The 25,915-nt window shown below is 41.7% G+C and carries 17 protein-coding genes; 9 read left to right on the top strand and 8 right to left on the bottom strand.

Translation table 11 applies throughout. The annotated features are described in order from the left end of the window. Positions 1-9 precede the first annotated feature (9 nt). Complete coding sequence (locus E2R65_RS17810; protein WP_134337848.1) at positions 10-2,607, top strand: MGH1-like glycoside hydrolase domain-containing protein; 2,598 nt, start codon at positions 10-12, stop codon at positions 2,605-2,607. Position 2,608: 1 nt separating this feature from the next. On the opposite strand, the gene E2R65_RS17805 is transcribed toward E2R65_RS17810, so the two are convergent. Then, positions 2,609-3,871, bottom strand: a complete 1,263-nt coding sequence (locus E2R65_RS17805) for a TlpA family protein disulfide reductase (protein WP_134337847.1) — start codon at positions 3,869-3,871, stop codon at positions 2,609-2,611. 185 nt (positions 3,872-4,056) lie between these two features. On the opposite strand from E2R65_RS17805, the gene E2R65_RS17800 reads away from it, so the two are divergent. Next, positions 4,057-4,989 (top strand): sugar phosphate isomerase/epimerase family protein, encoded by a 933-nt coding sequence (locus E2R65_RS17800; protein WP_134337846.1) that lies wholly within the window; start codon positions 4,057-4,059, stop codon positions 4,987-4,989. 24 nt (positions 4,990-5,013) lie between these two features. On the opposite strand, the gene E2R65_RS17795 is transcribed toward E2R65_RS17800, so the two are convergent. The 6 genes from E2R65_RS17795 to E2R65_RS17770 all read right to left on the bottom strand — a co-directional run bounded on the left by E2R65_RS17795 (position 5,014) and on the right by E2R65_RS17770 (position 11,545). Continuing rightward, positions 5,014-5,280 carry a hypothetical protein gene (locus E2R65_RS17795; RefSeq protein ID WP_134337845.1) on the bottom strand — a complete coding sequence of 89 codons (267 nt, stop codon included), beginning with the start codon at positions 5,278-5,280 and terminating at the stop codon, positions 5,014-5,016. Positions 5,281-5,287: 7 nt separating this feature from the next. Beyond that, positions 5,288-5,830, bottom strand: a complete 543-nt coding sequence (locus tag E2R65_RS17790; RefSeq protein WP_134337844.1) for a DUF4251 domain-containing protein — start codon at positions 5,828-5,830, stop codon at positions 5,288-5,290. 289 nt (positions 5,831-6,119) lie between these two features. Next, positions 6,120-8,003 carry a molecular chaperone HtpG gene (gene htpG / locus E2R65_RS17785; protein WP_134337843.1) on the bottom strand — a complete coding sequence of 628 codons (1,884 nt, stop codon included), beginning with the start codon at positions 8,001-8,003 and terminating at the stop codon, positions 6,120-6,122. 213 nt (positions 8,004-8,216) lie between these two features. After that, positions 8,217-8,819 (bottom strand): thioredoxin family protein, encoded by a 603-nt coding sequence (locus E2R65_RS17780; RefSeq protein WP_134337842.1) that lies wholly within the window; start codon positions 8,817-8,819, stop codon positions 8,217-8,219. A gap of 28 nt (positions 8,820-8,847) precedes the next feature. Then, positions 8,848-10,197, bottom strand: coding sequence for a sensor histidine kinase (locus E2R65_RS17775; protein ID WP_134337841.1), 1,350 nt, complete (start codon positions 10,195-10,197; stop codon positions 8,848-8,850). Beyond that, entirely contained in the window at positions 10,187-11,545 is a 1,359-nt protein-coding gene (locus E2R65_RS17770) for a sigma-54-dependent transcriptional regulator (protein ID WP_134337840.1), read from the bottom strand. The genes E2R65_RS17775 and E2R65_RS17770 overlap by 11 nt, the downstream gene beginning before the upstream one ends. Before the next feature lie 310 nt (positions 11,546-11,855). Here E2R65_RS17770 and E2R65_RS17765 point away from each other — a divergent pair, with 310 nt between their 5' ends. The 5 genes from E2R65_RS17765 (at position 11,856) to E2R65_RS17745 (ending at position 21,316) form a co-directional block, all read left to right on the top strand. Continuing rightward, positions 11,856-13,109 (top strand): efflux RND transporter periplasmic adaptor subunit, encoded by a 1,254-nt coding sequence (locus E2R65_RS17765; protein ID WP_134337839.1) that lies wholly within the window; start codon positions 11,856-11,858, stop codon positions 13,107-13,109. A 134-nt stretch (positions 13,110-13,243) separates the two neighbouring features. Next, positions 13,244-13,921: an ABC transporter ATP-binding protein gene (locus E2R65_RS17760; protein WP_134337838.1), complete on the top strand. Its 678-nt coding sequence runs from the start codon at positions 13,244-13,246 to the stop codon at positions 13,919-13,921. 109 nt (positions 13,922-14,030) lie between these two features. Then, positions 14,031-16,466 (top strand): ABC transporter permease, encoded by a 2,436-nt coding sequence (locus E2R65_RS17755; RefSeq protein ID WP_134337837.1) that lies wholly within the window; start codon positions 14,031-14,033, stop codon positions 16,464-16,466. A 68-nt stretch (positions 16,467-16,534) separates the two neighbouring features. Continuing rightward, positions 16,535-18,901 carry an ABC transporter permease gene (locus E2R65_RS17750; protein WP_134337836.1) on the top strand — a complete coding sequence of 789 codons (2,367 nt, stop codon included), beginning with the start codon at positions 16,535-16,537 and terminating at the stop codon, positions 18,899-18,901. 21 nt (positions 18,902-18,922) lie between these two features. Continuing rightward, positions 18,923-21,316, top strand: coding sequence for an ABC transporter permease (locus E2R65_RS17745; protein ID WP_134337835.1), 2,394 nt, complete (start codon positions 18,923-18,925; stop codon positions 21,314-21,316). A gap of 81 nt (positions 21,317-21,397) precedes the next feature. Here E2R65_RS17745 and E2R65_RS17740 read toward each other — a convergent pair whose 3' ends face one another. Next, complete coding sequence (locus E2R65_RS17740) at positions 21,398-22,048, bottom strand: hypothetical protein (protein WP_134337834.1); 651 nt, start codon at positions 22,046-22,048, stop codon at positions 21,398-21,400. A 288-nt stretch (positions 22,049-22,336) separates the two neighbouring features. On the opposite strand from E2R65_RS17740, the gene E2R65_RS17735 reads away from it, so the two are divergent. Together E2R65_RS17735 and E2R65_RS17730 are read left to right on the top strand one after the other, a co-directional pair. After that, complete coding sequence (locus tag E2R65_RS17735; protein ID WP_134337833.1) at positions 22,337-24,739, top strand: ABC transporter permease; 2,403 nt, start codon at positions 22,337-22,339, stop codon at positions 24,737-24,739. 100 nt (positions 24,740-24,839) lie between these two features. Then, entirely contained in the window at positions 24,840-25,868 is a 1,029-nt protein-coding gene (locus E2R65_RS17730) for a DUF4097 family beta strand repeat-containing protein (protein WP_134337832.1), read from the top strand. Positions 25,869-25,915 lie beyond the last annotated feature (47 nt).

The raw sequence follows: 25,915 nt of genomic DNA, 5'->3' as shown, positions 1-25,915 counted from the left end.
ATCAAAACTATGGGGACAGAACAGGAACGCTTAAAAGAAACCGGTTGGAAAAAATGGGGCCCTTATGTAAGCGACCGCCAATGGGGTACCGTACGCGAAGATTATAGCGCCAATGGCGATGCCTGGAACTATGTTACACATGATATTGGCCGAAGCAAGGCATACAGATGGGGCGAAGAAGGGATTGCCGGGATTTGCGACCTGGAACAACGCCTTTGTTTTGCCTTATCGCTTTGGAACAAAAAAGATGCAATACTAAAAGAACGCTTTTTTGGATTGAGCAACGCCGAAGGTAACCACGGCGAAGATGTAAAGGAACTGTATTATTACCTGGATAATACGCCAACACATTCTTACATGAAAATGCTGTACAAGTACCCGCAGCAGCGTTTCCCTTATGAGGCTTTGGTAGCCGAGAGCAAAAAACGCAGCCGTACGCAATCAGAATATGAACTGATAGATACCGGCATTTTAAACAACGACGAATATTTTGATATTTTTGTTGAGTATGCCAAGCAGTCGGCTAATGATATGCTGATTAAAATAACCATAAGCAACCGCAGTAAACAACCCGCAAGTATAAATGTGCTGCCAACCGTTTGGTTTCGTAATACCTGGGAGTGGGGCTATGATAATTATAAACCGCAATTATCTGTGGCAAATAATGCTATTCATATCAGCCATAAAGATGTGGGGGAGATGAACCTGGTGGCAGAAGGTAACCCCCAAATGCTTTTCTGCGATAACATAACCAACACCAAAAGGTTTAATAATATCGATGACGGCAAATCTTTTTATAAAGACGGTATAAACGATTATATTATTAATGCGGCTGCTACGGTTAATCCGGCAAATACCGGTACTAAAGCTGCCTTTAATTATGATATAACCGTCCCGGCAGAAGGAAGCACCATCATTCGCCTAAAGCTTATTGAAGGCGAAGTAACAGCGTTTGATGATTTTGATGAGATGGTTTCTTCGCGTGTGCAGGAAGCGGATGAATTTTACCAGGCCCTGCATCCTCAAAATAATCATGAAGATACCGCTCGCATACAACGGCAGGCTTTTGCAGGGATGCTTTGGAATAAACAATTTTATTATTACAATATCCATCAATGGTTAGCCGGCGACCCGGCAGAAGCAGCCCCGCCGGCAGAGCGACAACACCAGCGCAACAGTAAATGGGAGCATTTTAACAGCCAGGATATTATTTCTATGCCCGATAAATGGGAGTATCCCTGGTTTGCAGCCTGGGACCTGGCCTTTCACTGTATCCCGCTGGCCGTGGTTGACATGGCCTTTGCCAAAAAACAGTTAAGCCTGCTGGTGCGCGATTGGTATATGCACCCTAATGGCCAGCTACCTGCCTACGAATGGGATTTTAGCGACGCCAACCCGCCTGTGCTGGCCATGGCTACCTGGAAGATCTATCAGATGGATAAACAGGCAAATAACGGCCAGGGCGACGGCTTTTTTTTAGAGCGCATTTTTCATAAACTGATGCTGAACTTTACCTGGTGGGTAAACCGCAAAGATGAAGCCGGCAATAATATATTTGAAGGGGGCTTTTTAGGGCTTGATAATATAGGCGTGTTTGACCGTAACACACGCTTTGCTAACGGCGCCCATCTGGAACAGGTAGACGGCACCAGTTGGATGGCCATGTATTCGCTGAATTTATTACGTATAGCAGCCGAACTTGCTGTTACCAACAAAGCCTATGCAGATATCGCCTCAAAGTTTTTTGAACACTTTATTTATATATCTGCGGCCATGTCGAGCCTGGGCGAGGGCGGTAACAGCGGCTTGTGGGATGAGGAAGATGACTTTTTTTACGACCAGTTGCGGATGGCCGACGGCACTGCCGAAAAAATGAAGGTACGCAGCATTGTAGGGTTGATCCCGCTGTTTGCTACCGAGGTTTTGGATGATGCGGATATTACCGGTAATCCCATTTTCAGGGACCGCATGAATTGGTTTGCAGCCAACCGCCCGGATCTGGCCGACCTGGTGTCCCGCTGGGATAAAAAGAGTGCTACTGGTAAACACCTTATTAGCTTATTACGCGGCCACCGCATGAAAGGGATCTTAAAATACATGCTGGATGAGAACGAATTTTTAAGCGAATACGGTATCCGGTCATTATCAAAATATCATTTAAATAATCCGTTCAGTGCTAATATCAACGGTACTAAATTCAGCATCAAATATGTACCTGCCGAAAGCGACAGTGATATGTTTGGCGGTAACAGTAACTGGCGCGGCCCGGTGTGGGTCCCAATCAACTATTTGATCATTGACAGCCTGAATGATTTTTACCAGTATTACGGAGACGACTTTAAGGTAGAATGCCCAACAGGATCTGGTAATATGATGAACTTGAAAGATGTTGCCAACGAGATCTACCGTCGCATCTCCAAAATATTTTTAGCCGACGAAAACGGACGCAGGCCGGTTAGCGGAACAGATGAGAAAGTACAAACAGACCCCAACTTTAAAAACCACATACTTTATTACGAATATTTTGACGGAGACACGGGCCGTGGCTTAGGCGCCGCCCACCAAACCGGCTGGACGGGATTAATTGCTAATTGTTTGTATCATTAAATTAATAAAAGGTAATGTTTAACAATTGTACGGTATCTTCTATCCCTACTAATTTTAAACCATGAAATATTAAGTTTTTGTTTAGTGTCTTAAAATCCATAATATTTAGTGACAGATCGTAAAGACTCTTATCTTTAATATTAGTTGTGATTATATAATTTGTATTGCTTTCTAAATATGAGGTTATCTTACTTAAATTATATCCAATAACCTCAAAATTGGGATAATGATCAAAATCGTAACTATGATGCTTAGGGTTAAGAGACTTGAATGTATTCAATTTGGTTGTGTCAACAATAATTAATTCGTAATGCTGAAGTTTTTGAGGCTCAACTTTTACTTCAAATTTAAAAGCTTCACCAACAAGCCCAAGAATAAAGTTCTTTCGTGGAGCATTTTCAAATATCGTGCTTTTATAGTTTTTAAACCGGGAACTGTCTGATCCAATTTTAAAATCTACACCAACATGCTGTCTTAACTTTTCTACGCTATTTGTCTTGAACCTTACTTTACTAACGTTACTTAAAAGTTCAATTAAATCATCCAACGGTTTGTTTTTTGATGTAAATTCAATAATATCATTGTAATAAGAACGATATGTTTCACCATCATCTATATTGCTTATTCCGGTATCAGCTTTGATAGCATTAAAAGAGAAGAATGAGTATTTGTTAATTGGCTTTATACTATTAGGTATGTTAGTTTTAAATGTACTTTTATTTTCATCAATTGGTTTAGATTTAATTATGCCATTTATAATGCTTTCACTAAGATCAAAAGTGTTACCCTGCCATCTCACCACATTATTTTTATCAATTATTACACAATAAGGTATTCCTTGTGATAAAGATGGAGTAAGTACTCCAAAAGCGTTCATTGTATATTTGGTAGTATCAATGAGTTTTAAGGCGTTTAACTTTTTACCTGTTCTTTTAAAAAAGGTTTTTACTGTATGTATTGGCTCGTTTGTAATACTCGCAAATATCACATCACTATTTGAATATTTTCTTGACAGATCATTATATCTTGGAAATCCTGCGATACAAGGAGCACACCATGTTGCCCAAAAATCAAGCACTAAAATTTTATTTCTATAGAAATCGGCACGAATCTGTTTATCTAAAGAATATTGAAATCTTATTTGTACAGCTTTATTATTTATAAGTGTATCTACTTGCGTTGCGGCGAATGAAGTTGAAAAATTAGCCGAATTAAATAATGAAATTAATACAAAGATTATAAGAGACTTACTTTTATGATTCATAACAGAAAGATGTATTTAATTCAAAGAGATTTGAGGCCTTCAAATTAATATAATTATTATAGAATTATTTTTTGTAGTTCAGTTAGTTTTATATGTACTAATGCGTTATTTTGACACAATATATTTCATATTTTGATTTTATTGGTTTAGATTTACTTACCAAGTAAATTTAATAACCAATTAGAATGAATTTTAGCAGGCGCAAGTTTTTGCAAAGCACCGGCACTTTGGTGCTTAGTAGTGCGGTTTTGTCGGGTAAAGCGGCATCTTCTTATCTCAATATGATCAAACACCCGGTTGGGGTACAGCTATTTACATTTTTTAATGTGATAGACAGCGATGTTAAAGGCACTTTAACTAAAATAGCTGCTGCAGGATATAAAGAGTTAGAATCGGCCTTTAGCAAAAAGGGCGGTTATTATGGTATGAAGCCTAAGGAATTTAAAGCCATGGCAAATGGTTTGGGCTTATCGTGGAAATCTCACCATGTACTGGGGGCACCGTTTAAGCTACCTGCAGGCGCTAAAATGCCAACCACACCCGATGGTAAGCCTATGGTAATACCGCCAATGAAAAACTTACAGGATGATATGCAGCAACTGGTAGATGAAGCCGCCGAAGGAGGGGTGAAATACTTGGTTTGCGCCAACACCCCAACAGGCAGTATGGAAGAACTGAAAGCTTCTATAGCGGTATTGAATAAAACTGCCGAGGCGGCAACAAAGGCCGGTTTAATATTTGCCTATCATAATCATGATGCAGAGTTTAGGATATTGAAAGAGGGGGTGATACCTTATGATATGCTGCTGTCAGAAACCGACCCGCAGAAAATGAAAATGGAGCTTGATCTGGCATGGGCAATTAAGGCCGGTAAAAATCCGGTTGATCTGTTTAAACAAAATCCGGGGCGTTTCCCTTTATGGCATGTAAAGGATCTTGACGCAGGCAAAGAGAACATCCTGCCTGTTGGCAGTGGTACTATAGATTTTAAACCCATTTTTGCTGCTGCATTAACCGCTGGCATGCAAAGCTTTTTTGTAGAACATGATATGCCTAAAGATGCTTTTGCAAGCATCAATAGCAGTATGCAGTACATCAGTAAAAATATTAACGTATAATGTAAAATAATGAATTTGTACAGGCTATTGCAGATAAGCCTGTACAAATTCGTCATTAGTTATAGCGCTTACTAAAGCGTTAACACTGGTTTTTTCTGGTGATCCGCCGTCTAATTCCGCTGCGTAATCTTCCAGCTCATCTAAATAGGCTACGGCCTCCGCTTCGTCTTCAAACAGCAGTATCAAATCGCCGTTTATTTCGGTTTCTGTACCGTTAGGCGGTGTTGGCAGGGTTTCTTGTGTAAATACATTGGCAGCTATCGCTGATGACGGAATATCTATCCTTAGCATAATTTGTTTAATTAATTTCTTTAATGATGCCCGAGAAGCGCATCCTCTCGCGGTTATTGCTTAAAACGGTAAGGTCTGCACTGCCGCCCGGCGATATATCTATGCCTATCTGATTGGCATTTCTTACACCTTTGGGCTTAATCAGTACATAAAACATGCCGTTCTTTTTAGCCTGATAGGTGTAGGTAAAATCGGTAGATGTAAATTTAATACCATCATCATTAGGGCTGTTATATCCCGATGCTGAATAAGCAACACCAATAAACGGCAGGTAGGATACAAGGGAATCCTGAGTAATGCGCAGATCATATCCGGGTGTTAAATAGCGCTGCCCGTTTAACGGCTGCCCGTTAAAGGTGGGATAAGTAAAATTGCCCTGTGAAGGGTAAATAAAATTAGCCTGAAAGGTGAACTTTTTTGATTCTACCAGTTGCTTTAATGCAGCTGCCTGCGCTGCTTTTTTATCGCTTTTTTTATTTTGTGCATAAGCCGGGTTTAGCCCCCAATTTGTTATACACAAAACTAAAAGTATGTTGAGTAAACGTTTCATTGTTATAAATTATAATAGCCTAAAACTTATATTATTTAGACATTTAATGAACCAATAAGTTTAATTTATTTGCACGCCAAATTTATAATTGATATACACGGCGGCCCTTTAGTATTAACATAAATCGCCCGGTGAAACGTTCCTTTAAGCTGTGCCTGTGCTACTATCATATTTGGTTTTTATGATAAGATGCAGCTATGTTTAAATTTCCATAAATAATTCAACAAAAAAGCCACCCGTAATAACGGATGGCTTTATATTCAGTCTACTTTTTAAGGAATAAAGCTGATCAGATCAGGCTAACGCTACGGTTAACAAACTCCGTAAGTTCTGCACCGGTCAACAAACCCTGCGACAAAAGGGCCAGATCAAACGCTTGCTTGGCCAGTTGTGCCTGCACTCCTTCGTCTTCGCCATCTAAAATACGGCTGATCAGTTTGTGGTTACCGTTTACAATTACTTTATAATTGTCTGGCATGTTGCCATAAAAGCCCATTCCGCCACCCATGGCAGCCATATCTTTCATCCGGCGCATAAACTCGTCCATAGTTACGGTTACCGGTAACTCATCCGGGCTAAGGCTTTCCAGTTCTACCCGGTAAGCCGGCTTGTTAATAGCTTTATTAAAAATCTCTTTTACTTTGGTTGACTGTTCTTCCGTTAAAACATGCTCAGGTGCGTCATCTTTTTTGATCAGTTTATCAGCAACATCAGCATCAACACGTTTAAGCGAGGTTTTTTCAAGTTTCTGCTCTAACTGGCTGATGAAGTGGTTATCGATAGGAGAGTTCATGACCAATACATCATAACCCTTTTTACCTGCCGACTGGATAAAGGCATCCTGCTTCTCGGCATCATTAGTGTAAATGTATATCAATTGTCCGTCTTTATCGGTTTGTACCCCTTCTACCTTCTCCTTGTATTCGCTAAGGGTAAAGTTTTCTTTAGCAGTATTGGTCACCAAAACAAAATCTTTGGCTTTATCGTAAAACTTCTCTTCGCTTACCATACCGTATTTAACAAACAGGCCAATGTCGTTCCATTTTTCTTCAAAACCTTTGCGGTCTGCTTTAAACAGTTCGGCAAGTTTGTCAGCCACTTTTTTGGTGATATAGCTGTTTATTTTTTTAACGTTGCTATCGGCTTGTAAAAAACTACGGGAAACGTTCAAAGGGATATCCGGTGAATCGATAACACCATGCAGCAACATCAAAAATTCCGGAACGATATCTTTTACCTCATCTGTAATAAATACTTGGCGCGAGTATAATTTTATTTTATTACGGGTTATCTCAAAGTCGTTCTTCAGCTTAGGGAAGTACAGTACACCCGTAAGGTTAAACGGATAATCTACATTCAGGTGGATCCAGAATAACGGATCTTCACTGTAAGGATAAAGTTCTTTATAAAACTTCAGGTAATCCTCGTCCTTCAGTTCGTTTGGTGCTTTAGTCCAGATAGGGTTGGTATCGTTAATGATGTTATCAACCTCAACAGATTTGTATTTTGGTTTGCCTTCTTCGTCAACACCATCTTCTTCCTCTTGTGTAGTTGTACCGAATTTAATAGGTACCGGCAGGAATTTGGCATATTTATCCAGTATCTCCTGTAAGCGGTTCTGGTTTAAAAATTCTTCAGATTCGGCATTAATGTGCAGGGTAATTTCGGTCCCGCGTTCTTCCAGGCTGCCTTCGCTAATTTCAAATTCGGTGCTGCCATCACATACCCAATGGGCAGGGGTGGCGCCGTCCTGGTAGGATAAAGTTTCAATTTCAACCTTATCAGCCACCATAAAGGCCGAGTAAAAGCCTAAACCAAAGCGTCCGATGATCTCGTTGGCATCTTTAGCTTCCTTAAACTTTTCCATAAACTCGGTAGCGCCCGAGAATGCGATCTGGTTGATATATTTTTTTATTTCTTCGGCCGTCATCCCTATACCGTTATCAGATATGGTGATGGTCTTTTTGTCGGCATCAAAAGCAACTTCCACGCGAAGGTCGCCCAGTTCGCCTTTGTATTGGCCTAATGCCGCAAGGCGTTTTATTTTTTGGGTAGCATCAACCGAATTGGACACCAGCTCGCGCAGAAATATCTCGGTATCAGAATATAAGAATTTTTTAATTATCGGGAAGATGTTTTCGGTGTGGATCGAAATTGTTCCTTTTTCTTGCATAGTAATAACTGTTTAGAAAATTTGAAATGATTTACAGCAAGTGAATATCAATGTGCGTTCCAAAGGGGATGGAATTGCCAAATTGGCAGAGAGGAGTAGAAGTGTAAGTGTGCGGATGTGCAGATATGCAGATGAGAAAAAAATGTCAGTCTGAGCATGTCGAAGGCCTATACATTTGGTTGACAGTTCGACAAACTCAGCCTGACTGATATATTATTTAGACCCAACAGTAGCCGGCGAAGTTGGTTCAACAGCTTTTGCAGGGGCAGGGGCATTTTGTGCAAAACGTTTAGCAATTACAGCCAGCTGTGCGTCGGTTAATTTAGAGGTAGATTTAAGTATTTTGGTGAAGAAAGTTACTTCATCCGGTGCACCGGGGCAGCCTACATTCTCTCCATAAGTATCTAATGATGCGCCGGCTGGCCTAATCTGGCTATCGGCTAAAACTTTGCCTTTGGCATCTAATATTACCCAGAAAGGCAAGCCGGATTTTTCGCCTTTCAATTTGGTCATCACTTCTAAAGATCCCGGGTTTTCAAGGTTTTTTTTGGCGGGTTGCTCCATAACGTCAAACGTGGCAATTACATAGTTGGCATCAACCATTGGCTTAATAGCTGGGTCGTTAAGCGAGGCCTCCATTTTTTTACACCAGCCACACCACGATGCATGAAATATCAGCATCACTTTTTTATTTTCTTTAGCAGCCCTGGCATAAGCATCTTTTAAAACGGTTTCGCTGGCAGGTAAGGCAGCAGTTTGTGCAAAGCCGGCTTTGGCAATAAGTACAACAAATAATATAAGCAATGATTTTTTCATAGTGATTGATTTTAAAGCAATTTACTAATTAATTATTAGCAAACTGCAATATAAATGACGAACCCTTACCCTCGGTAGATTGTACCTGAATATTGCCTTTATGCAGCAGCATAATCTGTTTACACAGGCTTAAACCTATACCGCTGCCTGTTTTGCGGGTACTAAAAAACGGGATAAAGATCTTATCCAGCAGTTCGGGCGGCATGCCTAATCCGTTGTCGGTCACTTTTACCAGGGTACGGTTATTTTGTACCTCGGCAGATAGGATGATGCGTGGCTCTTCGCGGTCTTTAACGGCTTCAATAGCGTTTACCAGCAGGTTTATCATCACCTGGTCTAACAGGTTTATGTCTGCTTCTATGGCAAGCCCGGGGTCGCGCAAAATAATATCCAGTTCAATATTTTTCTTGTCCAGCGTTGGGGTCATCAGGCTGTTCAGGTTCTCGAACATATTGCGTACCAGTATCTTGTTCAGGTCCAGCTTGGTTATCTTATTCAGGCTGCGGTAGCTTTCGGTAAATTTAAGCAGGCCTTCGCTACGGCGTTTAATGGTATCAATGCCCAGTTCTATATCTTCCAGGTCAACACCTTCCAGGTTTTCGGTGATCTCCGGACTTTGCAGGCGGTTCTTCAGGGTGTCAGCTAATGACGAGATAGGGGCAACCGAATTCATGATCTCGTGCGTCATTACGTTCAGTAATTTCGACCATGCGTTTGATTCTGTTTCATCCAAAGCTTCGCTCACATTCTGAAAAGCGATCAGCTTATACATTTTATCATCGCTGCGCATAATGCTGGCCGTTACCAGCATTTTAACCTGCTGCTGATCGCGGGTGATAGAGAGCACCTTTGTTTCGCCGGGTTTAAGCTGTATCACATCTTTATACAAAACAGGTTCACGCTTTTCAAGCGAGTGAATGGTTTTTAGATAAGGTATGGTGATCAGCGATTTAAAAGCCTCGTTTATCCAACTGATCTCGCCGGTTTCCTGCTCGTAGGATAGTATGCCGGTATCTACCAGTTCCAGTATCTTTTGCAGGTAATGGAACTGCGTCTCGCGTTCGCGGCTAATGAGTTTAAATGTAGTGTTAATATCATTAAAGCCTTTTCGCAGTGGTTTTAATTCGTTTGGTGCCTTGCGCACATCAAAGTGGCGAGAAAAATCGCGGTAATGTATCGACTCTACAAACTGGTTCACCTCGTCCTGTGCCTTTTTGTTAAAACGGATCAGGTCAAGCACCGAATAAATTACCAGGGGCACCGTAATAACACTATACATGGGCTGGCTGCTTACCACAATTACAGCAGTAGCAGTTAACGCCAAAAACAAGAAAAGCACACGCAGCACCAGCCGCCATTCGTAACGGTTAAATATCATATTTGCTTAATCTGCGGTACAGGGCCGTACGGGTTAATCCTAATTCTTTGGCGGCGCGTGTAATATTGCCGTTATGCTTGTCAATTACACGGAGGATAGCATTTTTTTCTAATGTGCTTAATTGTATGTTATCTTCATCAATAATGCTTTCGCCCGGCGATTCCAGAACCGAGAAGATCAGGTCATCCGCTTTAAGTAAGGCATCATCTGCCATAATTACGGCCCGCTCAATAGTATATTGCAGTTCGCGCACATTGCCCGGGTAGCTGTAGCTTCGCAATTTGTTCAATGCCGTAATATCAAAATCTACGGCGGGCTTAAGGTATTTACCGGCATACATTTTAGCAAAATGCCGGGCCAGTACCACAATATCTTCGGCACGTTTACGTAGCGGCGGCATATTTATTTCTACGGTGTTGATACGGTAAATTAAATCCTTTCGAAATTTATTCTCATTTGCCAGTTCCTGCAAAGGCACGTTGGTGGCACATATCAGGCGGATATTAATATCTACTGCTTTATTGGTACCCAAGCGGGTAACCTGGCGGTTTTGTAAAACGGTTAACAGCTTGGCCTGCTGCTGCAGGCTGATGTTACCTATCTCATCCAAAAACAGGGTGCCGCCTTCGGCTTCTTCAAAACGGCCCATGCGGTCTTCTCGGGCATCAGTATAAGCACCCTTTTTATGGCCGAACAATTCACTTTCAAACAGCGAATCTGTCAAAGCGCCCACATCTACCTTAATAAAAGGTTTATCGGCACGTAAAGAACGTTCATGAATGGCCTTTGCCATCAGATCTTTACCTGTACCGTTTTCCCCCAATATTAAAATATTGGCATCGGTAGGGGCTATCTTATTTACTTTATGAAAGATGTCTTCCATCACATCGCTATCACCCAGTATTGACGTACCGGCGGCACCCTTAACAGATGGTTTGGCTGATTTACCGGCGCCGCCTTCTTTTTTATCCAGCAGATCCTTAATAGTATCTATTAATTTCTCATTATGCCATGGTTTCACAACAAAATCATTAGCGCCTTCCTTTAACGAACGTACGGCCAGGTCAATATCCCCGTAAGCCGTTATCATAATAACACAAACGTTGGGTTTCCATTCCTTTATTTTACGCAGCCAGTAAATGCCCTCGTTGCCGGTATTTATAGCACTGTTAAAGTTCATATCCAGTAAAACCAGGTCAACCTCATTACGCTGTAAAAGCCAGTTCAGGTTTTCGGGGTTCTTTTCGGTAATAATTTCTTTGGTTTCTGTTTTAAGCAATAACTTAACAGCCGTAAGCACATCGGGGTCGTCGTCAACAATTAAAACGGTTGCTTTTTTAAGTATCATTTATGGTGAGTGATTAGTTCCTGGGGTTATAGATCATGGTATATCTGCACGCGCATTATAGCTATGCAATTTAAATATTTTGATACGAAATATCATACCATTTAGCTTATATTAAGTATTATACTGATAATCAACTATCAACTAAAGGCACTTAACTATTTGCAAAAAAACGCACTGTATCATAACCGAACACTTGCTGTAACAGAAGCGTACGGTGTAATTATGGCTTTTGCGCTTAACGTGTTGTAATACAGTAAATTAATTTGTGGCATGTGTTTTTGTATCTGTTTACCAAATATTATTAAACACAGTGGATAGAGTTATACAAAAAAAGAAATGGAGCACTAAGCGCCTGATGACCATAGCCGGTATTGCGGGTGTTGTAGTTTTAGTTGCCGGCAGTATATTTTTTACATCGGGCAAAAGCAAATTAAATGTTGATACCGAGCGCATCACCGTTAGCGAGATCAAAAAAGGGGCTTTCCAGGAGTTTATCCCGGTGAATGGTGTGGTATTACCGCTTACTACTATCTATCTGGATGCGGTTGAAGGCGGCCGTGTAGAAGAAAAGTATGTAGAGGATGGCGCCAGCCTCAAAAAGGGCGACCCGATCATCCGTTTATCCAATACCGATCTGGAACTGAGCCTGGCCAATCAGGAAACTGCGGTTTACGCGGCACAAACCCAAATGCAGATCTCGCATAACAATGCACAGCAAAACACCATCACCAAATTAAACCAGATGGCCGATGTAGATAATGCTTACAAAGAGGCAGAACGCGTTTACAACCTGGATAAAAAACTGTTAGATCAAAAAGCCATCGGCTTGCAGGAATTTAAAGCAGCAGAGAATGCTTACATCTACCAGCTGCGCCGTAAAAAACTAACCACACAGATCTTAAAACAGGATACCACCCTAATACGCCAGGAAGACGAGCAGGCGCGCGAGCAATATGCCCACAACAAAAGCACGCTGCTTTTAATGCGCAAAAAAGTAGCCGACCTAACCGTTCGGTCGCCTATAGACGGGCAATTAACCTCTATGGATGCCGAAGTTGGCCAGAACAAGAATAAAGGTGAGCACTTAGGCCAGATAGATGCACAGGGCGGCTTTAAGGTGCAGGTGGATGTGGAAGAACATTACCTATCCAGAATTTACAATGGCTTAATGGGCGATTTTAGCTTCGCCGGTAAAACGTATAAATTAACCATTAAAAAAGTGTTTACACAGGTTACCAGCGGCCGTTTTAAGGTAGATATGCAGTTTGTAGGCGATGTGCCTAAGGGGATCCGTAAAGGCCAAACCCTGCAGATCCGTTTAGCGTTGAGCGACGAAACGACAGCTACCCTGGTACCTAAAGGTGGTTTTTACCAGCAAACAGGCGGTAACTGGATCTTTAAAGTAAGCGAAGACGGCAAAACAGCCTTTAAAACAGATATACAAATAGGCAGGCAAAACCCTGATTATTATGAAGTACTACAAGGTTTAAAACCTGGCGACAAAGTAATTACATCAAGCTATGAGAATTACGGCGACATACAGGAACTGGTGCTAAAACAATAGCTACGCAAGTGTAACCTTCTTCAACTTGATGCGTCTTGTACAAGAGGATTGAAAGATAAATTAATTATAATAAAAATATAAATCACAATTAAACAAAAGGCACGGAGGCGAAAGCCCCGTGCTGGGGAGGCCAAATGATAAAAATTACAAATCTTGAAAAATTTTACCGCACTGAAGAGGTAGAAACTATCGCGTTAAACAAACTGTCGATGCATGTGGATACCGGCGAATTTGTGGCCATCATGGGCCCGTCTGGTTGCGGTAAATCAACCTTGTTAAACATCCTGGGTATGCTGGATGACCCGGATGAAGGCAGTTATGTTTTCAATGGCATAGAGGTGGCGCAGTTTAACGAGCGTAAACGTGCCGACCTGCGTAAGCACAACATTGGTTTTGTTTTCCAGAGCTTTAACCTGATAGATGAGCTTACCGTTTTTGAAAACGTGGAGTTGCCGCTCATCTACACCGGCGTAAGCGCTGCCGAACGTGTTAAAAGGGTAGAAGAGGTGTTGGATAAAATGCAGATCATGCACCGCCGTAACCACTACCCGCAACAGTTATCGGGTGGTCAGCAACAGCGTGTGGCTATTGCCCGTGCGGTTGTAAACAAACCTAAACTTATATTGGCGGATGAGCCGACAGGTAACCTGGATAGCAGCAACGGTAACGATGTAATGGAACTGCTTACCGACCTGAACGAACAAGGTACTACCATTATCATGGTTACCCACTCCGAGCATGATGCCCGTTACAGCCACCGTATCATCCGCCTGCTGGATGGCCAAACTGTAATGGAAAATATCATGGTATAACCGTACTGATCTTTAGTTAATTAATATAGTTAAGTGTGACTCTTGCTTACCCTCTCTGCCGCCCCACGGCGGAGGGGTTAGCCTGAGAATTGCCTAAAAAATTAGCATTATGTTTAAAAATTACATCAAAACAGCCTACAGAAGCCTTTATAAAAATAAAGGCTTTACTGCTATTAACATATTAGGTTTGGCACTGGGCCTGGCCACCTGCCTGCTTATTGTTTTTTATGTAGTTGATGAATTAAGCTACGACCGTTATAACACCAAAGCCGACCGTATTTACCGCGTAAACGAAGATTTAAAACTGGGCGATAACCAGGTACAATACGCTGTTGCCATGCCGCCCTTAGCCAAAACTTTAAAGGCTGAATATCCTTATGTAGAAGATGCAACGCGCATAAAACCTGCCGGTACCACACATGTAAAAAAAGGCAACAGTAATATTGTAGAGAACAAGGTAGGCTTTGTAGATGCCAGTATCTTTAACGTGTTTACCTTACCCATGATAAGCGGCGACCCTAAAACCGCCTTGCTGGAACCCAACACGGTAGTAATTACCGAAAGCACTGCTAAAAAATATTTTAATACAACCGCTGCTTTAGGTAAAACTATTATATTTAATGATAAAGAGAACTTTAAGGTAACAGGTGTAATTAAAGATGTACCCAAAAACTCGCACTTTAACTTTGATTTTTTTGTATCGCTGGAGTCGTTTCCGGATAGCCGCTCAAACGAGTGGTTACGAAGCAATTATAATACCTATGTGCTATTAAAGGATGCCAAAGACCACACCAAACTGGCCGCAAGCTTCCCGGCGTTTTTGCAAAAATTCAGCGGCGCACAAATGCAGTCGGAACTGGGGATGAATATCGCACAGTTTGAAAAAGGCGGCAGCTATTTCAGGCTTAATTTAACCGCACTTACAGATATCCACTTAAACTCAAACCTTACCGGCGAACTTGGCCCTAACAGCACCAAAGAGTACGTTTATATATTTTCGGCTATTGCCATATTTATATTGCTGATAGCATGTGTAAATTTTATGAACCTTAGTACCGCTCGCTCATCAAACCGTGCGCGCGAGGTTGGTGTACGTAAAGTGTTAGGTTCATCACGTAAAAACCTGATATTCCAATTTTTAGCAGAATCTATCCTGATCACCTTTATCGCTACTATTATTGCTGTGATTGCAGCATCAGTGCTTTTGCCTGCTTTTAACCAGATTTCCGGTAAAGATATCATATTAACAACACAATCGCTTAAATGGCTTGTGCCGGCGTTATTGCTTATAGTATTAGTTATCGGGTCGTTAGCGGGCTCATATCCGGCCTTCTTTCTGTCAGCATTTCAACCAATAGCAGTATTGAAAGGGAAACTAAGCGCAGGTTTTAAAGGAGGTGGCTTACGTAGCTTTTTAGTAGTGTTTCAGTTTTTTGTGTCGATATTATTAATTGTAGGTACTTTGGTTATCTACAATCAGTTAAACTTTATACAAACCAAAAATCTGGGTTATAACCGAAACCAGGTACTTATTGTTCAAAACTCGGGCGAGTTAAATCAGCAAGCAGGTGTATTTAAGCAGGAGCTTGCCCAACTCCCGGGTGTAAAAAGCGCCACAATGACGGGCTTTTTACCAACTAACGGCTGGCGCAATACGCGCATCTATTTTAAAGATGCTTCCTACGATCAAAAGAAATCGCTCTTCCCGCAAAGCTGGGAAGTAGATGCTGATTATATCCCTACTATGGATATGAAATTAGCTGCCGGACGCAACTTCTCCAAAGAAATGCAAACAGATTCATCTGCCATTATTATTAACGAGGCGGCTGCGAAGTTTTTGGGCTTTGCAGATCCGGTTGGTAAAACAGTTTACCAATCTTTAGGCGGAGATCGTAAAGGCAATACACCAAATGTTAAGGAATGCCATATTGTAGGTGTTGTTAAAGATTTCCACTTCAACTCGTTACGTCAAAAGATAGAGCCAATTGTGTTAACTTACGGCCAAAACGCCGGGGCATTAGCTATACGCGTTGGCTCTGCAGATATCCAATCCCTGATGAGCCAGATAAAAGCTAAATGGAACAGCTTATCACCGGGCGTGCAGATCAATTATTCTTTTATGGATCAGGATTTTGATTTATCTTATCGTTCGGAGCAACGTATTGGAAAAATCTTCGTCATATTCACATCACTGGCTATAATCATTGCTTGTTTGGGCCTTTTTGGACTTGCCGCTTATGCTGCCGAACAACGTACCAAAGAAATAGGAATAAGAAAAGTTTTAGGTGCAAATGTAACCTGGATAGTTACCATGTTGTCAAAGGATTTTATAAAGTTAGTGTGTATCGCAATTGTAACTGCATCACCCATAGCCTGGTTTGTAATGAACAAATGGTTACAGGATTTTGCTTACCGTATAACCATACAATGGTGGGTAATTGCAGCTGCCGCTGTAGGATCGTTATTGATAGCATTTATTACGATCAGTTTTCAATCTGTAAAAGCCGCAATTGCCAATCCGGTCAATAGCTTACGCAGCGAATAAAGAGTAAAAGTAGTTTACCTGGCGCTTAACGTTTCGAAATTAGAATTTAGGGATTTGAATTTAATACGATGTTTAAAAATTACTTAAAAATAACCTGGCGCAACCTGTTAAAAAATAAAAGTTTTACCAGCATAAACATTGCTGGCTTAGCAGTAGGTATGGCAAGCGCAGCACTTATTTTGTTTTGGGTGCAAAATGAGATGAGTTACGATCAGTTTCATGAGAAAAAAGATCGCATCTATCAGATGTATAACAGATCGTTTTTTGATGGTAAACTAATTTGTTGGGGCACTACACCAAAGCCTATGATGAAGGCTTTAAAGCAAGACTACCCGCAGGTTGAGCAAGCCGCACGTACTAATAATGCAAACTACCTATTTACCTTAGGTGATAAACGACTTACTTTAACCGGTTATCATACTGATGCTGATTTTTTGACAATGTTTAGCTTTCCACTTATCAAGGGTAACATTAACACGGCTTTAAACAGTATGAAAAATATAGTTATTACCGAAAAAACAGCAAAGAAGCTTTTCGGTGATACAGAAGCAATGGGCAAAACCATAAAAATTGACAGCGTAGATTATTTTACGGTAACCGGCGTAATGAAAGATCTGCCAAATAACACACGGTTTAGCTTTGAATATTTAATGCCGTGGAGCTACTGGGAAAAGATCAATGGGCGTGAGGATAAAAACTGGGGTAATAATTCTGTACAAACCTATGCTTTACTAAAACCGGGCATTACCGAAGCGTATGTAAACAGCAGGGTAAAAGATATTACCCGTACGCATTCAGATATCAAGGATATTGATGTGTTTATGCATCCGCAGACCAAATGGCGTTTATATTCTAAATTTGAGAATGGCAAACTGGTAGGCGGCAGGATAACCATTATCAGGTTGTTCAGTATCATAGCAGGGTTTATATTGCTGATAGCCTGTATCAATTTTATGAACCTGAGCACGGCACGCAGCGAAAAACGGGCTAAAGAGGTCGGGATCCGTAAGGTTGTCGGTGCATCAAAAACCAGTTTAATAGTGCAGTTTCTGGGCGAATCTATTATGATCGCTTTAATATCGGGCGTAGTGGCACTGATACTGGTAGCCGTAAGTTTACCATCGTTTAATCAGCTTACCCAAAAGCAATTATTTATACCATTCGGCAACCCGTTTTTCTGGCTGGTCATGGTATCGTTCATTCTTTTTACCGGGGTTTTATCCGGTAGTTATCCGGCTTTGTTCCTCTCTTCATTTGCACCGGTTAAGGTTTTAAAAGGGACGTTTAAAGCCGCTCAATCGGCGTTTTCGCCACGTAAAGTTTTGGTGGTAACGCAATTTACGTTTGCCATCGTGCTCATCATTTCTACCATTATTGTAAAGCAACAGCTTGATTTTGCCCAAAACCGCGATACCGGTTATAAAAAAGATAACCTGGTGTACACGTTTATGAGCGGTACGGTTGATAAGAACTACGCCCTCATCCGTAATGAATTAATTACCAGTGGGGCAGCTACATCTGTAACCAAAACCAGCGCACCCATGACAGAGGGCTGGAGCGATACCTGGGATTACACCTGGGATGGCAAACAGGAAGGGGCAAAGCTTGATTTTAATATGTTTAACGTGGATGCTGATTTTAGCAAAACCATGAACCTTAAATTAGTTGCAGGCAGGGATATTGATGTAAAGGCATATCCTTCAGATTCTACAGCAATATTATTGAACGAAGCAGCCGTGAAAATTATGGGCTTTAAAGACCCCATAGGGCAAATAGTTAGAAATAGCGATAATGGCGGAAGTAAGTTTAAGGTTGTAGGCGTAATTAAAGATTTTATCTTGCAATCGCCTTATGAACCGGTAAAACCTATGATCATACAGGGGCCCAAAGCCTGGTTCAATGTTATTCACTACAAGCTTAATCCTAAAAATACCACGGCAGAGAACCTGAAACTGGCCGAAGATATATTCAAAAAATATAATTCAGAATACCCGTTTGATTACCACTTTGTTGATGATGAGTACAGCAAGAAATTTGCCGATGAGAAACAGATAGGCACACTGGCTACATTATTTGCCGGATTGACCATATTTATCTCCTGCCTGGGCTTATTTGGCCTGGCAACCTACATGGCCCAAAACCGGATCAAAGAAATTGGAGTGCGCAAAGTGCTGGGGGCATCTGTATTAGGGGTAACCACTATGCTCTCTAAAGATTTTCTGAAACTTGTTGGGGTATCGTTTTTAGTAGCAACCCCACTTGCCTGGTACTTGATGCACATGTGGTTGCAGGGTTATTCGTACCGTGTGGATATAAGTGTATGGGTGTTTGCCATAGCTGCATTCATGACTACGTTGATATCAATTGTAACAGTAAGTTTTCAGGCGGTTAAGGCGGCTTTAACAAACCCTGTTAAGAGTTTAAGGAGTGAATAATCTGTAAATGACTAAAACATCATGTTTAAGAATTATCTAAAAATCGCCCTTCGTAACCTGCAAAAGCAAAAGCTTTACAGTTTAATAAATATTGCCGGCCTTGCCGTAGGATTAGCCGTGTGTATGATGATCATGTTATATGTTACGCACGAAATGACCTACGACAGGTTTCACACCAATGCCAAACGTATTTACAAACTACAGGCAAGCGTTAAGATTGGCGGTAATACCATGAACATGAACTACATGAGCTATGCATCCGGCCCTTTGGTAAAACAAAGCCAGCCCGGTGTAGAAGGCTACATGCGTACTTTAGATTATTTTAAACCGGTTGTTGTAAGTAACCCGCTAACCCCCGAAACTAAGTTTAAAGAAGATAAATTAATATTTGCCGATCCTGCCTTTTTCAATTTCTTCACCTTTAAACTAAAAGAAGGTAGCGCTAACGATGTTTTGAATAAACCCTTCTCGGTTGTGCTATCACAAGATATGGCTAAAAAGTATTTTGGTGACACCGACCCTATAGGCAAAACCATCAAACTTAAAACAGATAGCGTTTACACTTACCAGGTAACCGGTGTTGCCGAAAATACACCATCAAACTCATCTGTAGATTATAACTTTGTAGCATCGGCCAATAGTTTGCTTGCCATGAAAGAGGCAGCTAATTATACAGGCGAGCAACGCATTGCTTCCGGTTCTTTCAACCTATTCCTGCTTCTTAAAAGCCAGTCGGATACATTAGGGATCCGCAATGGGCTGCAACGCATGGCCGATAAAGAAAAAGATGATTTTAAAACATTCTACAATCTATCATCCCTAACCAGCTTACATCTAAGCAACAATTTTGGCGATTTTTCTAATCTTAAATATCTTAAAATATTCCCGTTAGTAGCGGTATTGATATTACTACTGGCATTGGTTAATTACATGAGCTTAACAACGGCTCGTGCCACATTACGGGCTAAAGAGGTTGGGGTACGTAAAGTATCCGGCGCAAGCCGTAAAACCATAGCGGCCCAGTTTTATGTAGAATCGGGTTTGTTCACGCTGATCTCTTTTAGTTTGGGCTACGCGCTTTGTTATGCATTTAAACCCTGGTTCCTAAATATTTTACAGCTTAAAATAGATAATTCATTTTTATACAGCCCTACGGTATTGCTGTTGTTATTTGGCTTGTTATTATTAACAGCATTAATCTCTGGTATATATCCGTCGGTTGTGTTATCATCATTTAAACCTGTTATTACACTTAAGGGCAAAACCAGTAAACAATCTGGCGGCACAGCCGTACGCAAGGTGTTTACCACATTGCAGTTTAGTATTGCCGTTGGTTTAATTATTTGCGGTGTGGTGATAGACAGGCAGCTGTACTATCTGCGTCATGCGGATACCGGCTTAGACCGTGAGAACGTGGTGATGATACCCGTTAGCAACAGCATTGGCAAAAACTACCCGGCATTTAATAAAGATGTGCAGGCATTGGCGGGCATCAGTAATGTGGCTACCTCACACTATGCTATGTATGGCGGGCATGATATGTACTTTATGGAAGGCAAAACTAAAGAAGAAAGTGTTGGCCTGGCAGCACTGTCGGTAGATGATAAATTTATCCCCACGCTTGGTTTGAAGTGGAAGTATGCCCCTGTAGCCGGCAAACAACTGGCTAATGCTAATTCCATTGTAATAAACGAAACGGCTATTAAAGAATTGCACTTGCCGGCCAACCCGGTTGGTAGTTTCATAAACACCGGTAACGGAAAACTTGAAGTAGCAGGTGTGGTTAAAAACTTCAATTTCAGTTCGATGGAAACAACTATAGGGTCGTTGGGGCTATTTATAAAACCAGATACCACACAGGTATGGGGACAGGAAGGTTGTAATTTATTTGCCCGTGTAAAACCGCATACCAATATGCCATCGGTTATTAACGCTATACAGGCCATTTACAAAAAGTATGATCAGGATACCCCGTTCAGCTACTCGTTTATGGATGAGGCTTTTGATAAACAATACAAAGCCGAAGACAGACTTGCATCTATATTTAGCACATTTACTTACATAACCATTTTGCTGGCTACATTGGGCTTATTTGGCCTGGCTGCATTTACCATAGAGCAGCGCACCAAAGAAATTGGCATTCGCAAAGTGTTAGGTGCCAGTATGACTACTATTACCACCTTATTATCAACAGATTTTTTAAAACTTATTGTACTATCGGTTATCGTAGCATCGCCCATTGCCTGGTATGCCATGCATAACTGGCTGCAAAATTTTGCTTACCGTATTGCCGTGCCATGGTGGGTGTTTGTGCTGGCCGGGGCAATGGCCCTTATTACGGCGGTGGTTACTATAAGCTACCATGCCATAAAAGCTGCATTGGCAAACCCGGTGAATAGTTTAAGAAGCGAATAGCATTAAGGATACTATAAAGCAATTAATAGATTACAGGTATTGTACAGAGCCTGTAATCTATTAAATTATGTATGCATCAGGCTATGGCTGGCTTACAATATAAGCATGGTTAAACGGTGTATTCAAGAACCAGGTATGCCAGGCTTCTAAAAACAGCGGTATGGCAATTTTGGTCATTTTGGGGTAATTGGCCACCCAAACCTTATCTGTTTCAATTCTGTACACAATTAACCAATGCGCCCCAAAATTATCGCCGCCAAGTTTGCCTGTATCAACACAGCAAATGGCAGGATGACCCGCATTTACCCATGTTTGCACTTGTTGCCAGCATTTTTCCCAACCGGCTGATGCCAAACCCGAAAAGCCGCAAAAAGCCTTAAATTTATAATGCTGCAGCGCATCCCTGATGCGCATTGGGGAGGTGCCGATAACATCCGGCGGGAAATCCTTTTTAATTGCAGCGATAAGCTGGTTATCATCAAAATGTTTTTTATCATCTCCCGGATCAGGAGGGGAAAGCCGGGGAAGGTTGTATGGGTTTTTATTATAAAAATCTAAAATTGCACCAATGGATGCCTGTCCGCAGGTGTTCCAATCCTTTTGATAATACGTATGTACATAATTGCGGCCGCCTAAAGCATTGGTAGTAATAAGCGTGGCTTCATCGGGTTTCGCCCAGGAGGTTTTTTCTGCTGCATCATTGGTCGCAGCATTAATTGCTTCATTTGTCATATAATTTAGGTTTAGTTTCCTAAATGTACCGATGGTTAAGCACAATAGCAAATTTACCATGTTATATTTATGATTTATAAACACACTCAGCAACATACGCTTTAAATTATCATCCGGTAAAGGTTTGATAATTGTCCGGTCATGATGTAAAATACTGTATCATAACCGAACACCCAACTGTTACGCTTGCGTACGTTTGTTGTAGTAGATTTTATTTTAACTGTTTGATTATTAAATAATTAAATCTGTGGCATTTTATTTAAGTTTATCTGGTTAAACAATAGCGCCATGATCAGAAACTATTTTAAAATAGCATGGAGAAACCTGCAGAAACACAAGGCCTTCTCTTTCATCAATATATTTGGTTTGGCTATGGGCATCGCTGCTTTTTGGCTGATAACCCTTTATGTAACCGATGAGTGGAGTTACGACCGCTATAATACCAAAGCTGATCGTATTTTCCGGGTAGCACAACACGGCAGGTGGAATGGCGGTAAATTTGATATTGCTGTTACGTCACCGCCTTATGCGCCAACGTTAAAGGCCGAGTTTCCGCAGGTTACCGATGCCGTGAGGATAGATGCAGAGGGTGGTGGTAAAATAACCTATCAGGATAAAACCATTAGCGAGGGTAGCATTATGCTTACTGATAATAGTATTTTTAATATTTTTAGCTATCAGTTTTTACACGGCGATGCAAATTATGCCCTGGCAAAGCCGCAAAGCATCGTACTAACCAAAACCTTTGCCGAAAATATATTTGGTGATGCAGCTAACGCCATCAACAAAACAATACAGATTGAGGGCCAACCTACAACTGTAACAGGCGTTATTACCGATGTACCGGTAAATTCACACTTTACCTTTAAAGCCCTGCGCAGTTTCCCGGCAGATTATACGGCTGGCTATGGCGGCAACTGGGGCAATTCCAGTTTATACACTTATCTTTTATTGAAAAATCCGGGCGATCATAAAATCATCGAGGCAGCCGGCGAATCATTTTTTAATAAGCACATCAAAAACGATCTCGGCCCCATGAAGTTTACCATGCAGCTGCAGCCATTAACGGATATCCACCTGCGCTCAAACTTAAGTTACGAGATCGGCTCAAACGGTAACATCACGTATGTGTATATATTCAGCATTACGGCATTGCTGATATTGGTTATCGCCATTATTAATTACGTTAACTTAACTACTGCGCGTTCATCTATCCGTATCAAAGAGATTGGTGTGCGTAAAGTTATCGGGTCGGGCCGGGCACAGCTCATGGCTATGTTTTTTGCGGAATGCATCCTGTTAACCTTTATTGCTACCATCAGCGCGGCCGTTATCATTCAGTTGGTGTTGCCTTATTTTAACCAGCTATCGGGCAAAAGCCTGGTGCTGATGCAGTTTGGTACTTTTAAAACTATAGCAGCCTTTGCAGCGTTTAGTTTAATTGCCGGTGGCTTAAGCGGCATTTATCCGGCCTTATTCTTGTCAGGCTTTAAAACCATACCGGCCATGAAGGGGCAGTTGGGCAACCAGTTCTCCACTATCCTGTTCCGTAAATCGTTGGTAGTGTTTCAGTTTGTGATCACTATCGTGATGATAGCCGGGTCGGTTATTATTTACCAGCAGCTTAACTATTTTCAAAAGCGCGACCTGGGTTTTAATAAAGCGCAAACGCTTACCTTCCACATCAACAACCGCCAGGTTAGGGGCAAAGTGGATGCGCTTAAACAACAACTTTTGTTAAACCCGGCTATCGAAAGTGTTGGTGTGGCCGGTAACCCAATTGGTAATAACAACATTGGCGGCGGCGATTTCAATCTCGGCCCGGATGGTAAGCCAACATCCGAATCTAAAATTGTGCAAAACCTGCAGATAGATGAAGATTTTGTGCCAACGCTTCAAATAAAAATGGCGGCCGGCCGTAACTTCTCTAAACAGGTTACCAGCGATGTTACAAATGCTATTTTAGTGAACCAAACCCTGGTGAAAGAACTGGGCTGGAAAGATGCTGTTGGCAAAACCGTGCGCACCGGTGTAAATGAACAGGGAAAAGTGATAGCGCAAACCATTGTTGGTGTGGTAAAAGATTTTAACACTTATTCGCTGCAGCATAAAATTGCACCCATGGTAATGCAGTTGCCCGCCGAAGCGAAGGACAAAGACAATTTGTACATCCGTATCCGTAAGGGTAACATACAGGCATCGTTGGATTATATCAGCAAGGTTTACAGCACGTTTGATATAGAAGATAAAGCGGAGTTTCATTTTCTGGATCAAAATTTTGCCGCTCAGTATCAAACCGAAAAAAAGCAGGGTACTATTCTGCTGATATTTACCATACTGGCTATCAGCATTGCCTGCCTGGGCCTTTTTGGCCTGGTAACCTTTACTGCCGAGCAGCGCATTAAAGAGATAGGCATCCGCAAGGTATTGGGGGCAAGTATAACCAGCATTGTAAGCCTGCTATCAACAGATCTGATGAAATTGGTAGCCATTGCTGTGCTGATTGCCAGCCCCGTTGCCTGGTTTGCCATGGATAAATGGCTGCAGGATTTTGCTTACAAAATAAGCATAAACTGGTGGGTGTTTTTATTGGCAGGGGGCGGTGCAGCTTTAATTGCATTGGCTACGGTTAGCTTTCAATCTGTAAAAGCAGCGTTAACTGACCCTGTAAAAAGTTTAAGGAGCGAATAAGCTGTTGCCCCATACCACACAGCAATAATGAATGATTTTTTTAAAATACATGCAACCTATTTGCTAAAAAAGCAATCTTGTTATAAACACAAAATAATTTATGAAAAAGTATTTCCTGTTACTCTTACTGGCATCCCCGGTTTACTTTGCATCCGCACAGGATAGCAAAACCCCATATTATAGCCGTTCATTAAGTAATGATGGCATCAAACAGGTATTTGTGAGCACCAGCGGCGGCAGTATATCCGTAAGCGGCGCAGGTGTGCAGCAACCGCACATTGATGTTTATGTAACGGGGAACAATAACCAGGGCCTTACTAAAGACGAGATCAAAAAACGACTGGAGGAAGATTACATACTGGATATCGATATCCACGACGGCGAACTGCATGCTACCGCCAAAAGCCGCAGAAACAACATGAACTGGAGGCGATCATTAAGCATCGGTTTTAAGATCTATGTAAATAAACAAACCGCTACCAGCTTAAACACCAGCGGCGGAAGCCTGCACCTGGATAACCTTACAGGCGAACAAACATTTGAAACCAGCGGCGGCAGTATCAGTGTAGATAAGTTAACAGGCCCCGTAAAAGGCGAAACCAGCGGCGGCAGTATCAGCGTATCAAACACCAAACCGTTAATTGACCTGCAGACCAGCGGTGGCAGCATCACCGCCCTGAACTGCGATGGCAACATCAAGCTGGAAACCAGCGGCGGATCCTTAAGCTTAACCAACCTTAAAGGCAAGGTGAACGCCCAAACCAGCGGCGGCAGCGTACGCGGCAACAATATTGATGGCGAACTTACCGCAGGCACCAGTGGCGGCAGCGTGAACCTATCGGCTATATCCGGCAGTGTAGATGCCTCTACCAGCGCGGGCGGAATGCATGTGCAAATGCTGCGGGTAGATAAATTTGTGAAGATAGATGCCAACTCCGGCCATGTAGACCTGGAATTGCCGGCTAACCAGGGTGTAGATGTCGATCTGCGCGGCAATAACGTTAATTTTAACATTAACGGCAAATTTGAAGGCCATAAAGAAAAAGAGCGGGTAAACGGTAAACTAAACGGGGGCGGCCCAATGGTAGAGGTACGCGGCGACGGTACCGTAAATGTATCATTTAAATAGCAGTTATAGTAATCATACTAAAACCGGCAAAAAACAAGAGGTTAGTT

This window comes from Mucilaginibacter phyllosphaerae, assembly GCF_004378255.1.
GTDB classification, from domain to species: Bacteria; Bacteroidota; Bacteroidia; order Sphingobacteriales; family Sphingobacteriaceae; genus Mucilaginibacter; species Mucilaginibacter phyllosphaerae.
The sequence above is the reverse complement of the archived record's forward strand: the minus strand, read 5'-3'. Positions and strand labels throughout refer to the sequence as shown.